At 64.8% G+C, this 15030-nt stretch carries 16 protein-coding genes and 1 pseudogene; 14 read left to right on the top strand and 3 right to left on the bottom strand.

Annotated elements, in window-relative coordinates; all coding sequences use genetic code 11:
* Together AC6LJW_RS24055 and AC6LJW_RS24060 are read left to right on the top strand one after the other, a co-directional pair.
* The coding region (locus tag AC6LJW_RS24055; RefSeq protein ID WP_498088444.1) for an MFS transporter at positions 1-700 on the top strand (700 nt) is incomplete at its 5' end.
* 164 nt (positions 701-864) lie between these two features.
* Complete coding sequence (locus AC6LJW_RS24060) at positions 865-1866, top strand: cytochrome-c peroxidase (protein ID WP_400524264.1); 1002 nt, start codon at positions 865-867, stop codon at positions 1864-1866.
* A gap of 104 nt (positions 1867-1970) precedes the next feature.
* Here AC6LJW_RS24060 and queF read toward each other — a convergent pair whose 3' ends face one another.
* On the bottom strand, positions 1971-2795 hold the full coding sequence (gene queF, locus AC6LJW_RS24065; protein ID WP_056566746.1) for an NADPH-dependent 7-cyano-7-deazaguanine reductase QueF: 825 nt from the start codon (positions 2793-2795) through the stop codon (positions 1971-1973).
* Between the two features lie 322 nt (positions 2796-3117).
* Here queF and aceA point away from each other — a divergent pair, with 322 nt between their 5' ends.
* Together aceA and AC6LJW_RS24075 are read left to right on the top strand one after the other, a co-directional pair.
* Positions 3118-4437: an isocitrate lyase gene (gene aceA / locus AC6LJW_RS24070; protein WP_056563042.1), complete on the top strand. Its 1320-nt coding sequence runs from the start codon at positions 3118-3120 to the stop codon at positions 4435-4437.
* 218 nt (positions 4438-4655) lie between these two features.
* On the top strand, positions 4656-5051 hold the full coding sequence (locus AC6LJW_RS24075) for a DUF1398 domain-containing protein (protein ID WP_427986480.1): 396 nt from the start codon (positions 4656-4658) through the stop codon (positions 5049-5051).
* 21 nt (positions 5052-5072) lie between these two features.
* On the opposite strand, the gene AC6LJW_RS24080 is transcribed toward AC6LJW_RS24075, so the two are convergent.
* Positions 5073-6137 (bottom strand): NAD(P)-dependent alcohol dehydrogenase, encoded by a 1065-nt coding sequence (locus tag AC6LJW_RS24080; RefSeq protein ID WP_056563037.1) that lies wholly within the window; start codon positions 6135-6137, stop codon positions 5073-5075.
* 106 nt (positions 6138-6243) lie between these two features.
* On the opposite strand from AC6LJW_RS24080, the gene AC6LJW_RS24085 reads away from it, so the two are divergent.
* Positions 6244-7128 carry a LysR family transcriptional regulator gene (locus AC6LJW_RS24085; protein WP_056563033.1) on the top strand — a complete coding sequence of 295 codons (885 nt, stop codon included), beginning with the start codon at positions 6244-6246 and terminating at the stop codon, positions 7126-7128.
* Between the two features lie 28 nt (positions 7129-7156).
* Here AC6LJW_RS24085 and bioD read toward each other — a convergent pair.
* Positions 7157-7924: pseudogene (gene bioD, locus AC6LJW_RS24090) on the bottom strand (dethiobiotin synthase); the annotation flags it as partial.
* 221 nt (positions 7925-8145) lie between these two features.
* Between bioD and AC6LJW_RS24095 the strand changes: the two are divergent.
* The 9 genes from AC6LJW_RS24095 (at position 8146) to AC6LJW_RS24135 (ending at position 15021) form a co-directional block, all read left to right on the top strand.
* Complete coding sequence (locus AC6LJW_RS24095) at positions 8146-9123, top strand: hypothetical protein (protein ID WP_498088445.1); 978 nt, start codon at positions 8146-8148, stop codon at positions 9121-9123.
* A complete protein-coding gene (ccoS, locus tag AC6LJW_RS24100) occupies positions 9120-9281 on the top strand; it encodes a cbb3-type cytochrome oxidase assembly protein CcoS (RefSeq protein ID WP_105239608.1) in 162 nt (53 codons plus the stop codon). The genes AC6LJW_RS24095 and ccoS overlap by 4 nt, the downstream gene beginning before the upstream one ends.
* A 212-nt stretch (positions 9282-9493) precedes the next feature.
* Positions 9494-10981, top strand: a complete 1488-nt coding sequence (gene ccoN / locus AC6LJW_RS24105) for a cytochrome-c oxidase, cbb3-type subunit I (RefSeq protein ID WP_056563023.1) — start codon at positions 9494-9496, stop codon at positions 10979-10981.
* 10 nt (positions 10982-10991) lie between these two features.
* Positions 10992-11729 carry a cytochrome-c oxidase, cbb3-type subunit II gene (gene ccoO / locus AC6LJW_RS24110; protein WP_056563020.1) on the top strand — a complete coding sequence of 246 codons (738 nt, stop codon included), beginning with the start codon at positions 10992-10994 and terminating at the stop codon, positions 11727-11729.
* Between the two features lie 2 nt (positions 11730-11731).
* Positions 11732-11908: a cbb3-type cytochrome oxidase subunit 3 gene (locus AC6LJW_RS24115; protein WP_056563017.1), complete on the top strand. Its 177-nt coding sequence runs from the start codon at positions 11732-11734 to the stop codon at positions 11906-11908.
* Entirely contained in the window at positions 11905-12894 is a 990-nt protein-coding gene (gene ccoP / locus AC6LJW_RS24120; protein WP_498088446.1) for a cytochrome-c oxidase, cbb3-type subunit III, read from the top strand. The genes AC6LJW_RS24115 and ccoP overlap by 4 nt, the downstream gene beginning before the upstream one ends.
* Positions 12895-12968: 74 nt before the next feature.
* Entirely contained in the window at positions 12969-14459 is a 1491-nt protein-coding gene (gene ccoG / locus AC6LJW_RS24125; RefSeq protein ID WP_056563010.1) for a cytochrome c oxidase accessory protein CcoG, read from the top strand.
* Positions 14460-14495: 36 nt separating this feature from the next.
* Positions 14496-14768 carry a FixH family protein gene (locus AC6LJW_RS24130; RefSeq protein WP_056563007.1) on the top strand — a complete coding sequence of 91 codons (273 nt, stop codon included), beginning with the start codon at positions 14496-14498 and terminating at the stop codon, positions 14766-14768.
* Positions 14769-14784: 16 nt separating this feature from the next.
* Entirely contained in the window at positions 14785-15021 is a 237-nt protein-coding gene (locus AC6LJW_RS24135; protein WP_056563005.1) for a hypothetical protein, read from the top strand.
* Positions 15022-15030 lie beyond the last annotated feature (9 nt).

Genomic DNA, 15030 nt, shown 5'->3' on the forward strand with positions numbered 1-15030 from the left:
GCCGTCGCCCGTGGACGCGGGCGACGCCAAGGACGCCGGCAATGCGCCCAAGCCCGCCGCCAAGCCGCAGGAAGGCGTGCTGGCGACGCTGTCCGCGCTGCTCGCCAAGCCCGCGCTGTGGGGCGCGTTCCTGTTCTTTGCGTGCACGTCGATTGCGCTGTCGTCGGTGCAGAACTACACGATTCCGCTGCTCGGCCAGCTTTACGACCTGTCCAAGGTCACGGCCAGCTCGGCGCTGTCCGGCTACATGGTCGCCTCGGCCGTCGGCATGGCGGCGGGCGGCTTCCTGGTGTCGGCCAATCCGCGCACCGAGCGCACCGTCATGGTCGCGCTCATCCTGGCGGGTCTGACGCTGGTGGTGCTGGCGCTGGGGCTCGTGCCGGCCGTGCTGGCCGCGCCCGTCGTGGGCTTGGCGGGCTTCTGCTCGGGCGTGGCCGCGCCGTCGCGCGACATGCTGATCCGCCGCGTGACGCCCAAGGGCTCGACCGGATCGGTCTACGGCCTGGTGTATTCCGGCATGGACGTCGGTTCGGCCCTGGGGCCGCTGGCCTTCGGCCTGCTGCTGGATGCCGGACTGCGGCAGGGTCCGTGGGTGGGGGCGGGCGTGGCGTTCGCCGTGGCCGCGTTCCTGGCCCAGTGGATCGCGGTGCAGGCGCGCCGCGCCGAACCGCCGGTTGCTGTGGCCGCCGCGCGTCCCTGAGGGCTTGATCCTCCTTGACGGCGCCGGCAGCACGTTGCGCGCCGTCAAGATTCGGTTTCGGCCCACTGCGCCGCCCCGCGTCGATTGACGCCTCGCAAAGTCCCCGCAGGGCTTCCTCGCTGTAATAACCACATAGTTGGACTGGTTATTCACAGGAGAAGCAAATGAGAAAGAAAACAACGTTGCTGGCTGCGGGGCTGGTACTCGGACTGTGGGCAGGGCAGGTCTGGAGCGCATCGCAAGAGCCCATCCAGCCCATCGAGCCGGCCGTCATCAAAGAGCCGGCCAAGGTCGAACTGGGCAAGAAGCTCTTCTTCGATCCCCGTCTGTCGCGCTCCGGCGCAATCTCCTGTAATTCGTGCCACAACCTTGCCATGGGCGGCTCGGACAACCTGAAGGCCTCCATCGGCCACAAGTGGCAGCAGGGCGGCATCAACTCCCCGACGGTGCTCAATTCCAGCCTGAACATCGCCCAATTCTGGGACGGCCGCGCCAAGGACCTGCGCGAACAGGCGGGAGGCCCGATCGAAAACCCGATGGAAATGGCCTCCACGCACGAGCTGGCGGTGCAGGTGCTCAACTCCATTCCGGGTTACCGCGCCGAATTCAAGCAGGTCTTCGGCAAGGACACGATCACCATCGGCGAAGTCACCAGCGCGCTGGCCGCATTTGAGGAGACGCTGGTCACGCCGAACTCGCGCTTCGACCAATGGCTCAAGGGCGACAAAAAGGCGCTGACCGTGCGCGAGCTGGCCGGATACGACCTCTTCAAGAACAGCGGCTGCGTGGCCTGCCACAACGGCGTGGCGGTGGGCGGCAACTCGTTCCAGAAGATGGGGCTCGTCACGCCGTACGTCACCGAGAACAAGGCCGAAGGCCGCGCCGCGGTCACAGGCAAGGACGCCGACCGCTTCAACTTCAAGGTGCCCACGCTGCGCAATGTGGCGCTGACCTATCCGTACTTCCACGATGGCGAAGCGGCCACGCTGACGCAGGCCGTCGACGTCATGGGCCGCCTGCAGCTGGGCCGCACGTTCACGCCCGAGGAAAACGGCCAGATCGTCGCGTTCCTGAAAACGCTGACGGGCGACCAGCCGGTCATCCAGTACCCGGTGCTGCCGCCTTCTGAAGACGACACGCCCCGCCCCGAGCCCTTCGTGAAGTGATGCGAAAGCGGTGAAGCCAACGCAGTAAAGCAAGACGGCCGCCCCGAAGGGCGGCCGTTGCTGTAAGCCCCGCTTATGCCAGGCTTTTCCAAGACGCTCGCCTACTATTGGCGGACCGTCCGCACGTCCGCCGGCGGCGCCACTTCAAAATTGCTGCGCCACGGATTGATGTCCAGCCCGCCGCGGCGCGTATACCGCGCGTATACCGTCAACTGCTCCGGGCCACAGGCCTGCATGATGTCGCTGAAGATGCGCTCGACGCAATGCTCGTGGAATTCCGCGTGCTGGCGGAACGACACCACATACCGCAGCAAGGATTCGCGATCAATCGGCTTGCCCCGGTAGCGGATCTGCACCGTGGCCCAATCGGGCTGGCCGGTCACCGGGCAGTTCGACTTCAAGAGGCGCGACGCCAGCGTTTCCTCGACCACATCGCCCGCGCGCGTGCGCAGCAACTCGGGCGCGGGCTCGTAGGTGTCGATCTCGATATCCAGCTTGTCTATATAGATGCCGTCCAGCTCGCCCATCTGCAGCTCGGAAAACCGCTGCGGAAGGAAGAAGTCCAGGCCGACCGGCGCGCCCGCAGCCGCGCTCAGGTCGCGCTCCAGCCGGCCGCGCAGCGCTGCCGAATTGACCAGGCGCGTCTGGTTGAAGGAATTCAGGTACAGCTTGAACGACTTGGACTCGATGATGTTGGGGCTGTCGGCCGGCACCGAAAACGTCGCCATCGCCACCCGAGGCTTGCCCTTGGCATCCAGCCACGACAGCTCATAGGCATTCCACAGGTCCACGCCCGTAAAGGGCAGGCTGCCGGCGGTCAGATTCAGCGCCGCCCGGTTGTGCGAGCGCGCAATGGGAAACAGCAGCGAGGGATCGTATTGCGAGGCGTAGGCCACGCTCTGCCCAAGCGGGCCGTGAGACAGGGTCATAGCTGAGATAAAGAAAAACGGGGGATGCGGCATTGTAGGCGCTTGGAAAACCGGCTGATTTTCCACAATGTGAAACGTAACTCCCGGCATGTGAAAGTCCGTGCTGCGCAGCAGCGGGGCGGCATTTCACAAACGACAATGGCGTTTCATTATACAAAATCCCGCTCATAACTCATTGATTTATCAGGCTAAGATTTTTCGTCTTGTATAAGACCCGGCTTCACATTGCTCCGCAGCACAGGCATAGACTTTCTTCCATCGATTCACGCAACGCCAGACGCGAATCTTTTGAAGTCTCTTATCACTGACCAGGAGCATCACAATGAGCAATCGCGAAACCGAAATCCGCAACCTTCAGAAAGATTGGGCCGAAAACAACCGCTGGCAGGGCATCAAGCGCGACTACAGCGCCGAGGACGTCATCCGCCTGCGTGGCTCGATCAGCGTCGAACACACGCTCGCCCACCGCGGCGCCACGCGCCTCTGGGAACTCCTGCACAGCGAGCCGTTCGTGAATTCGCTCGGCGCCCTGACCGGCAATCAGGCCATGCAGCAGGTCAAAGCCGGCCTGAAGGCCATCTACCTGTCGGGCTGGCAGGTCGCCGGCGATGCCAACCTGGCCGGCGAAATGTATCCCGACCAGTCGCTCTATCCCGCCAACTCCGTGCCGCAGGTGGTTCGCCGCATCAACAATTCGTTGACGCGCTGCGACCAGATCCAGTGGATGGAAGGCAAGAACCCGGGCGACGAAGGCTATATCGACTTCTTCGCGCCGATCGTGGCGGATGCCGAGGCCGGCTTTGGCGGCGTGCTCAACGCGTATGAACTGATGAAGGCCATGATCGAGGCCGGCGCGTCGGGCGTCCACTTCGAAGATCAGCTCGCTTCCGTGAAGAAGTGCGGCCACATGGGCGGCAAGGTGCTGGTGCCGACCCGCGAAGCCGTGGCCAAGCTGGTCTCGGCCCGCCTCGCTGCCGACACGATGGGCACGCCCACGCTGCTGCTGGCACGCACCGACGCCGACGCCGCCGACCTGGTGACCAGCGACGTCGACGAAAACGACCGTCCCTTCATTACGGGCGACCGCACGGTGGAAGGCTTCTTCCGTACCCGCGCCGGCATCGATCAGGCCATTTCCCGCGGCCTGGCCTATGCGCCGTACGCCGACCTGATCTGGTGCGAAACGTCCACGCCCAACCTGGAATACGCCCGCAAGTTCGCGGACGCCATCCATCGCCAGTTCCCGGGCAAGCTGCTGGCCTACAACTGCTCGCCGTCCTTCAACTGGAAGAAGAACCTGGACGACGGCACCATCGCCAAGTTCCAGCGTGAACTGGGCGCCATGGGCTACAAGTTCCAGTTCATCACGCTGGCCGGTTTCCACGCGCTGAACTACGGCATGTTCGAGCTGGCCCACGGCTACGCCCGCCGCCAGATGAGCGCCTTCGTGGAGCTGCAGCAGAAGGAATTCGCCGCCGCCGAAATGGGCTTCACCGCCGTGAAGCACCAGCGCGAAGTGGGCACGGGCTACTTCGACGCCGTGACGCAGACGATCGAGGGCGGCAAGTCGTCCACGACCGCGTTGACCGGCTCGACCGAAGAAGCGCAGTTCGAACACGGCAAGACGCAGAAGGCTGCGTAACGCGGCGGTATCGGCCGGCGGCGCCCGGCCCCCGCGAGGGATGCCGGGCGCCGCATGCAGGTGTGTAGTTGCAGGTGCTGTTGTAGGGTGGATTCAAGGGTGCCTGCGGGCACCCTCTTTTTTTGTTTCACGATGACGCTACTACCGCAGTACGCTGGACTGTGCGAAGGCCAGGGTGCCCGAACGGTCTTCTCCTTTTTCATCGTCAGGAGCCATCCATGAACGCATCCACGCACGCCATCATCCGTGAAACCGCAGAGGCATCCGCACAAGGCCGCATCCACTTCGGCCAAGTCGTCGGTCAATTGGCCGACGCAGGCGTCGAATCCTATGTGGTCGACTTCCGGGCTCACCGTACCGCCTACTACCTGCCTGATGACCAGACGCTCGACATCCCGCTGGATGTTCCAGATGTCGCCATCGCCAATGACTTCGATGCGGCCGCACTGCAAGCCGCTATTCGCGGCGCGCAGCGGGGCGAGGTGATGTACCCGGAATTCAAGCGGTTAAGTTGCGCGGCGGGCTGCGTCGGCTACGCGGTGTGGATCGCGGGCCGGCACGTTACGTATTTCGGCCGCCGCGGCGAAGCCCATGACGAGAAGTTTCCCGACTGAACCCGGGCGGCCCTAGCAGACCTATGCGGCGGCGCGCTCTTCCTTCAGCGAGGCCATGTCGATCACGAAGCGATACTTCACATCGTTCTTCACCAGCCGCTCATAGGCATCGTTGACGGCCTGGATCGGCACCATCTCCACATCGCTGACGATGTTGTGTTCGGCGCAGAAATCCATCATCTCCTGGGTTTCTTCCATGCCGCCGATCGCCGAGCCCGCCAGGGACTTGCGGCCCATGATGAGGTTGGCGCCGGGGATCGGATCCAGCGGCGTCAATGCGCCCACCAGCGCCATGGTGCCGTCCAGCGCCAGCAGCGCCATGTACGGATTGACGTCATGGCTGACGGGCACGGTGTTCAGGAGGAAGTCGAAGGTGCCGGCGTGCGCCGCCATGGCGTCGGCATCGCGCGAGACCAGCACGTCGTCCGCGCCCAGGCGCTTGGCGTCGCGCGCCTTGTCGGCAGACGTCGTGATCATCACCACGTGCGCGCCCATCGCGTGCGCAAACTTCACACCCATATGGCCCAGGCCACCCAGACCGATGACGCCCACCTTCTTGCCCGGGCCGACCTTCCAGTGGCGCAGCGGGGAATAGGTGGTGATGCCGGCGCACAGCAGCGGCGCGACCGCCTTCAGGTCGAGCTTGTCGGACACCTTCACGACAAAATGCTCGCGCACCACGATGCGATCGGAGTAGCCGCCAAACGTCAGTTGGTCGCTGCCGCGCTCCTTGTCGTTGTAGGTCAGCGTGGCGTTCTCTTCGCAATACTGTTCCAGGTTCAGCTGGCACGCCTTGCAATGGCGGCACGAGTCCACCATGCAGCCCACGCCGGCGTAATCGCCCACCTTGAACTTCGACACGTTCTTGCCCACCTGGGCGACGCGGCCGATGATTTCGTGCCCGGGCACCATCGGGTACATGGAATTGCCCCAGTCGCCGCGTGCCTGGTGCAGGTCGGAGTGGCAGATGCCGCTGTACAGGATGTCGATCAGCACATCGTCATCGCCGGGTTCACGGCGCGTGAAGCTGAAAGGGACGAGCGGCGTGTCGGCGCTGTGAGCGGCGTAGCCTTGGGCTTGGATCATGACGGCCTCTTGGGATATTTGTTGAGCAGGCGTTCACAATATGCCGGGCAGGAACCGCGTTCAAGCTAGAATTTCGGCATGATTTATTGAATGAATTTGCATAATCATGCCGCTCGATAACCTGTCCCATCTTGCCGCTTTCTCAGCGGTGGCCCGCCTGGGCAGTTTCCGCAAGGCGGGCGAAGATCTCAGCCTGTCCACGTCGGCGGTCAGCTACGCGATCCGGAAACTGGAGGAGCGGCTGGGCGTGAATCTCTTTAACCGCACGACGCGCAGCGTGGCCCTGACCGACGCGGGCCAGCGTCTGGCCGAGCGCCTGCAGCCCGTGCTGCACGGGCTGGACGACGCGCTGGACGAAATGAACCACTTTCGCGGCTCGGCCGCCGGCACGCTGCGCATCAACACGTCGCGCGCGGCCTCGTACCTGCTCTTGATGCCCATGGCGGGGCGGTTCCTGGCCGCCTATCCGGACATCCGGCTGGAGATCGGCGAAGACGACAGCTTTGTCGACATCGTGAAGTCCGGCTTCGACGCTGGCGTGCGGCTGATCGACGCCGTGCCCGAGGACATGGTGGCGGTGCCGATCGGCCCGGCGCTGCGCTCGGTGGTGGTGGCCTCGCCGGAGTATCTGCGGGACCGCGAGGCGCCACGGCATCCGGCTGACTTGATGAGGCACGAGTGCGTGCGCTACCGCTTTCCCAGCGGCCGGTACTTCAAGTGGGAATTCAAGCGGGACGGCGAGGCGCTGGAGTTCGACGTGCCGGGGCGTCTGGCCCTGAGCGACGTGCATGCCGAGGTTAGGGCGGCCACCGACGGCATCGGCATCGGCTACGTGCCGGAAAACTACGTCGCCGGACTGTTGGCATCCGGCAGGCTGGTGCGGCTGCTGGACGACTGGTGTCCCACGATCCCCGGCTTCATGCTGTATTACCCCCGGCAGCGCCGCGTGTCATCGGCGCTGCGGGCGTTCATCGACATGGCGCGCCAGTGACGCGCCGCGCGCGCCGCCGCTGGCCCGGCTAGCCCGCTTCGGCCTCGGCGCCGTACAGCGCCGCCAGGCATTCGGCCAGCGGCGCGATGCCTTTGGCCAGTTCCTCGACTGCGGCGGCGTCCACGCGCGGCAGCGGCGGGATCTCGGCCAGAACGCGCACGCCGCCAAAGCGCTCGATGGCTTCCTTGTTGCCCGCGGACGGCGGGCCGCTCATCACCACGCCCAGCACCGGAATTGCGCTCCGCTGCAATGCCGCGAGGCTTAGCAAGGTGTGGTTGATGGTGCCCAGCCCGCTGCGCGCCGACAGCACCACCGGCATGTCCAGGCGCGCGATCAGGTCGATCATCATGTGCGTGTCGTCGATCGGCACGTACAGGCCGCCGGCGCCTTCCACGATCAGGGGCGCGCGCGTTGGGGGCGGCACGATGCTCGTGGCGTCGACCACAGTGTCTTCCAGCGTGGCGGCGGCCCACGGCGACAGGGGCGCCTGTAGCACGTAGGCGGGCAGGTGCAGACGCTGCGGCGGCAGTTGCACCAGTTGGGCCACGGTGTCGGTGTCGCCAGGCTCCTCGGCCACGCCGGTCTGCACCGGCTTCCAATAGTCCGCATTCCAGGCGCGCGCCAGGATGGCCGACACCAGCGTTTTTCCGATACCGGTATCGGTGCCCGTCACGAAAACCCCGATGGGCCGCCGCGTCGATGTCTTCTGCATACTGCAAGCCAGGTGAATGGTCACCATGGCCCCATGTTGGTCCAGTGCGGCCGGACAGCGCCGGAACCCGCATACGTGCCGCGGGCGTAGGAAAGTCGGGCTGCGGCAGGGTGATGGACGGCCGCGACGGCCCTGCACCGTTGTATCAGTTGCCCCGACCGCGCGCCACCCGTCACATAGATCAGTGCCGGTGGATGGGCGGGCGGCGTGAGGGGCGAGCGTGGCGGCGGGGCGGCGGCAAATCCTCTTTGGCGTCTTGATTCAAATCAAGGCGATCGGGGACGGGCCTGATTACCATCGCCAACATGCGTGCCAAATCCATTTTCGCCGTCCCGGCCAGTCTGCCCGATACCGACCGCCAGCAACGCCGCCATGCGCTGGTGCGTCTGTCGCTCGCCTGGCTGGCAATGATGCAGGTCATGATGTTCGCGTGGCCCGGCTATCTGCGCCACGAATCCATGCCCGCGGACGCGCTGGAAACCCTGGACTGGGCCATCGTCCTCATGAACTGGGCCAGCTTCGCGCTGACCGTTCCGGTCGTCCTGTATTCGGCATGGCCCATCTGGCGCCACGCGGGCGCCAACCTGCGGCAGGGCCGCGCTGGCATGGACGTGCCGGTGGCGCTCGGCATCATCGCCGCCTTCATCCCCAGCGTCCACGCCACTTATACGGGGCGGGGCGAAGTCTATTTCGATTCGGTCACGATGTTCGTGGCGTTCCTGCTGACCGCCCGTTATCTCGAACTGTGCGCCCGCCAATCCTTCGGCGGCGCGGGTTCTGCCGGCCGGCGCCATGCCCGCGTTGAAGACCAGCGCCTGCAACTGGGCGCGCGCGCCGACCGGGTGGCGTCGCGGTTCGTCATGGTGCAGGTCTTGCTTGCGCTGGCCGCCGCAGCGGGCTGGGCCTACATCGATCCCGCCCACAGCATCCCGGTCATGGTGGCGCTGCTGGTCATGAGCTGTCCCTGCGCCATGTCCATGGCCGTGCCCACCGCCATGGCCTCCGCGCACAGCGCGCTGGCGGCACACCCCGACATGCCCGAGGCCGCGCTTGACGCGCTGCTTGCCGAGGCCCGGCGCAAGGCGCGGCAAAACCTGTACGTCTCGCTCGTCTGGCATCTGCTGATGACGCCGCTGGCGCTGGTGGGCTGGGTCACGCCCTGGCTTGCCGCCATCACCATGCTGGTGTCGTCGCTGGCCGTGGCCTACAACTCCTGGCGCCTGTGCCGACGCGACTGGTCGGGCCGTCTGGCCGCTGACGCCGCGCTGGGGGCAGCGTCATGACCATCCTCTACCTGCTCCTGCCGCTGTCGCTGCTTTTCGTACTGGCGATCGGCGTATCGCTGTGGTGGGCCGTCTTCAACGGCCAGTACGACGACACCGACAGCGCCGGCACGGCCATCCTGCGCGACGACGACAGCGGCGCTGCCGGCCGCCGCTAGTTGCCGCCGCAAATTACCGCCGCTGATCGCCGCCGCGGACCCAACCGCGGCGCATCGGCAAGGCCTTTTCGCGGCCCGATACCCCTAACAGCGTTGCGGTTATGCAGCGATGTCCAAGGCGTCGCAACCCGGTTGATCCAAATCAACGCCTCCTCGAGTGACTAGTCCCATCATCGAAGCCTGGAAGTTCTTGTTACTTTAGGGGATGGGTGATGAACGATTGCCCCGCAATCGCAAGCAAGTCCGATACCTTCAACTACAAGGTCGTGCGGCAGTTCGCCATCATGACCGTGGTCTGGGGCATTGTCGGCATGGCTGTCGGTGTTTTTTTGGCCGCTCAGCTAATTTGGCCTCAATTGAATTTCGACACCGCATGGCTCAGCTACGGCCGCCTGCGCCCGCTGCACACCAACGCCGTGATCTTCGCCTTCGGCGGCAGCGCACTTTTCGCGACGTCCTATTACGTCGTCCAGCGCACCTGTCAGGCGCGCCTGTTCTGCGACAAGCTGGCCGCCTTCACGTTCTGGGGCTGGCAGGTCGTCATCGTGGCCGCGGCCATCACCTTGCCCATGGGCTTTACCAGCAGCAAGGAATACGCCGAACTCGAATGGCCCATCGACATCCTGATCACGCTGGTCTGGGTCGCTTACGCCATCGTGTTCTTCGGCACCATCATCAAGCGCCGGTCCAAGCACATCTACGTGGCCAACTGGTTCTTCGGCTCGTACATCCTCACCATCGCCATCTTGCACATTTTCAACAACATTGAAATGCCGGTGTCGATGTGGAAGTCCTACTCCGCCTACGCGGGCGTGCAGGACGCCATGGTGCAGTGGTGGTACGGTCACAACGCGGTGGGCTTCTTCCTGACCACCAGCTTCCTGGGCATGATGTACTACTTCGTGCCCAAGCAGGCCGGCCGTCCCATCTACTCGTATCGCCTGTCCATCGTCCACTTCTGGGCGCTGGCCTTCACGTACATGTGGGCGGGCCCGCACCATCTGCTGTACACGTCGCTGCCCGACTGGACCCAGTCGCTGGGCATGACCTTCTCGCTGATCCTGCTGGCGCCTTCCTGGGGCGGCATGATCAACGGCATCATGACCCTGCAGGGCGCCTGGTACAAGCTGCGCACCGACCCGATCCTGAAGTTCATGGTCACCGCGCTGTCGTTCTACGGCATGTCCACATTCGAAGGCTCGATGATGTCGATCCGCACCGTGAACGCGCTGTCGCACTACACGGACTGGACCATCGGCCACGTGCACTCCGGCGCGCTGGGCTGGGTCGCCATGATTTCGTTCGGCTCGCTCTATTACTTGATCCCGCGCCTCTATGGCCGCGAAAAGATGTACAGCGTGAAGGCCATCGAACTGCACTTCTGGATCGCGACCATCGGCGTGGTGCTGTACATCGCCGCCATGTGGATCGCCGGCGTGCAGCAAGGCCTGATGTGGCGCGACACGGCGCCGGACGGCACCCTGGTCTACAGCTTCGTCGAGGAACTGAAGACGCGCGTTCCGTACTACCTGATCCGTTTGCTGGGTGGAACCCTGTTCTTGTGCGGTGTGTTCGTCATGGCCTGGAACGTATGGAAGACGGTGAGCGGCGCGACCGCGGTCAACCCCGCCATTCCGCAAGACGATTCCCATGCCGCCCGTCCGACGGTCCCCGCGACCGCCGTGCCGGCCACTGTTTGACGAGGACATCATGGCCAACAAGAATCACGGCTTCTTTTCTCACCAGACCCTCGAGAAGAACATCGGCTGGATGATCATCGCCAGCATCCTGGTGGTCTCCTTCGCGGGCCTGGTCCAGATCATCCCGCTGTTCTTCCAGCACAGCACCACCCAGCCCGTGGCGGGCGTCGAACCCTACAGCCCGCTGCGGCTGATGGGCCGCGACGTCTACATCCGCGAAGGCTGCGTGGGCTGCCACTCTCAACAGGTGCGCGTGCTCGCCGCCGAGGTCCAGCGCTACGGCTCGTATTCGCTGGCGTCCGAGTCGGTGTTCGACCACCCGTTCCTGTGGGGGTCCAAGCGCACGGGTCCCGACCTGGCGCGCGTTGGTGAACGCTACTCCGACGACTGGCACCGCCGCCACCTGCGCGATCCGCGCAAGGAAGTGCCGGAATCCAACATGCCTGCCTATCCGTGGCTGGAAAAGACGGTCATCACCGGCCAGAACGTCGACCAGCGCATGCGTGCCCTGCGTGCCCTGGGCGTGCCCTACACCGACGAGGAAATCGCCGCCGCGCCCAAGGCCATCGAGGGCAAGACGGAAGAAGACGCGCTGGTGGCGTACCTGCAAGGCCTGGGTGTTGGCGTTCGCAAGGCGCAGTTGGCCAAGCAGGCCGAAGAGGCCAAGGCCGAAGCCGCCAAGAAGGCTCAACAACCCGCCGCCCAATCGGCCGTGCAACCCGCCGCGCCCGCGGCCACAGGAGGCTGATCATGGTCGGCTACCTGAGCGCAATCGTCACCGCCATCTCGATGGCAACCTTTTTCGGCATCGTCTGGTGGGCCTGCTCGCGCGGCCGCCAGGGCGCCAACCGCGAATCGGCCATGTTGCCGTTCGCACTGCCCGATGAATTCGGGCAGGCACAACAAGATGGAGCGAATCGGTCATGAGCGATTTCGTCAATGGCTTCTGGGGGTATTTCATCTCGATCGTCGCCGTGGGCGGGGTGGTGTGGTGCGTGTGGCTGCTGTACACGCAACGCCGCTGGCTCAGCGCCAAGCCGGCCAGCGGCCAGGTCGAGGACACCGGCCACGTCTGGGACGGCGACCTGACTGAGCTCAACAACCCGGTCCCCACCTGGTGGACGTGGATGTATCTGCTGGCCTGCGCCTTTGCATTGGGTTATCTGTTCCTGATGCCGGGCCTGGGCGAATACAAGGGCAAGCTGGGCTTCAGCAGCGCCGGGGAACTGGAGCAGCAGCAGGCCAAGATGGCCGAAGCTGTCCGGCCCATCTACGCGCGCTTCGACACCATGACGGTGCCGCAGATTGCACAGGATCCGGGCGCCCGCGAAATCGGCCAGCGCCTCTTCCTGAACACCTGCTCGCAGTGCCACCGGTCGGATGCCAAGGGTGGCCCCGGCTATCCCAACCTGACGGACGACGACTGGCTGCACGGCGGCTCGCCCGAAGCCATCATGCAGACCATCAAGGAAGGTCGCCACGGCATCATGCCGCCCTGGAAGGCATCCATCGATCCCAAGATGGCCGGCGATATCGCGCAATACGTGCGTTCGCTGTCGGGCCTGACCGCCGATCCGATCCGCGTATTCCGCGGCAAGCGTGAATTCGCCAACTTCTGCGTCGCCTGTCACGGTGTCGATGGCAAGGGCAACCAGCTCGTCGGCGCGCCGAACCTGACGGACGACGTCTGGCTCTACGGCAGTTCGGAAGCCAGCATCGTCAAGACCATTCTTGACGGCCGCGACAACCAGATGCCGGCGCACGAGCACATCCTGACCCCGGATCAGATCAAGATCCTGACTGCCTGGGTCTGGGGTCTGTCGAACAAGCCCGACGCGCAGAACCCGTCGCAGAACCCGGCGCAGGGACAGGCCGCTGCGGCGCCCGCCGAGTCCGGCACGGCGAAGCAGTGAACGGGCAACACGTAAATGGGAGGCCGCGTCGCGGCCTCCCATATCACTAAGCACTTACAAGCACGGAGCAGCAAATGGAAGATGGGTCAACCGCAAGCGTCAGCAGTTCGCCTGGCGGTGACCCGCCGCCCTGGCGGCCGCACACACGGCCGCCGCGTCCGGGCCAGGAAACCCTGGAACAGACACTGGCGGAGGTGCGCAGCAAGATCTATCCGCGATCCGTCAGTGGCATCTTTGCCCGCTGGCGTATCGCGTTCGTCTTTATCACGCAGATCATCTTCTACGGCTTGCCCTGGCTGCAATGGAACGGGCGCCAGGCCGTGCTGTTCGACCTGGGCGCGCGCAAGTTCTACATCTTCGGCCTGGTGCTGTGGCCGCAGGATGTCGTGTACCTCGCCGTGCTGCTCATCATCTCGGCATTGGCGCTGTTTCTCTTCACTGCGGTGGCCGGACGGCTGTTCTGCGGGTACGCCTGTCCCCAGACCGTCTATACCGAAATCTTCATGTGGATCGAGCGCAAGGTCGAAGGCGACCGCATCGCGCGCATCCGGCTGGACGAATCGCCCTGGAGCTGGCGCAAGTTCCGCCTGAAATTCACCAAGCATTTCCTGTGGATCGCGCTGGCGTGGTGGACGGGTTCCACGTTCATCGGCTATTTCGCGCCGATCCGCGAACTGGGCCACGAACTCTTCGCGCTGCAGCTTGGCGCGTGGCAATGGTTCTGGATGCTGTTCTACGGTTTTGCCACCTGGGGCAACGCTGGTTTCATGCGCGAATCGGTCTGCAAGTACATGTGCCCGTACGCCCGTTTCCAGAGCGTGATGGTCGATCCGGACACCTTTGTCGTCACCTACGACAAGCGCCGCGGCGACCCCCGCGGGGGCCGTTCGCGCAAGGTCGATCACAAAGCCAAGGGGCTGGGCGACTGTGTCGACTGCAGTCTTTGCGTGCAGGTCTGCCCGACCGGCATCGACATCCGCGATGGCCTGCAGTACATGTGCATCGGCTGCGGCGCGTGTATCGACGCCTGTGATCAGGTGATGGACAAGATGCAGTACGAGCCTGGCCTCATCCGCTACACGTCCGAACACGCCATGCTGGACGGCCTGTCGTCAAAGAGCGCGCGGTCGCACCTGCTGCGGCCGCGTGTCCTGATCTACGGCGCGCTGATCCTGGTGCTGGCGATTGCCTTTGTGGCGTCGCTGGTGGTGCGCAATCCCCTGCGTGTCGACATCATGCGCGACCGGGGCGGCCTGGGCCGCGAGGTCGCGGGCGGCATGATCGAAAACGTCTACCGCCTGCAGATCATCAACACATCGGACTCGCCGATGCGCCTGCGCCTGTCGGCCGAAGGCATGCCCGACCTGGCGGTGATGGCAGGCCGGCAAGGTTCGGATGTGGTCGACGTCGAGCCCGCCGCCAACAAGCTCTTGCCCATGGTCATCCGTGCGCCGGCGGGCGCCGAGCCGGGGGCCCATGCCATCACGCTGCGCGCCAAGGGGCAGGACGGCGAGAACCGGCAGGTTGAAACCGACGAAGCCGCCAGTTTCTACGTGCCCGAGTAGGGCTGATATCCGCCCTGGCCACGACAAGGAATATTCATGAACACTGCACAAATCACCCTCGACCCCGCCGACGCGGCGCGTCTCGTCAAACCCTGGTATCGCGAGCCGTGGCCGTGGATCCTGATGGCCGGCCCGTTTGCCGCCATGGTCGGCTGCTTCATCACCATCTACTTCGCGATGACCCAGTTCGCCAGCCAGCCCATCCAGGAGGGCGTGGTCAAGCGCGGTCTGGTCATCGAACAGACCGCGTCCGGCGCGGCCGCGAGCCCGGCGCCGGCGGCCGCCAGCCCCGCAGCCGCCAAACCTTGATCGGGGGAGTTCACGCATGGGATTTCGATCGTTGATGTGGATCCTGTGGCCGTCGTTCATGGCGGCTGCTGCGGGAAGCGCGCTGATCTTTGCCCTGATCGACCCGCTGGACGTGGCCATCTTCGGACACGTCCCGACGGGCCGGATGGGCTTTTACACCGTGTCGTTCTTCGTCCTGTGGGTGATGGCGGGCCTGTCCAGCGCGCTGACGGCTTACCTGATGCCCAAGGTGGAAGAGGACGACGACTTCTAGGCCAGTGTT

The organism is Achromobacter sp. 1012554356 (genome assembly GCF_059760815.1).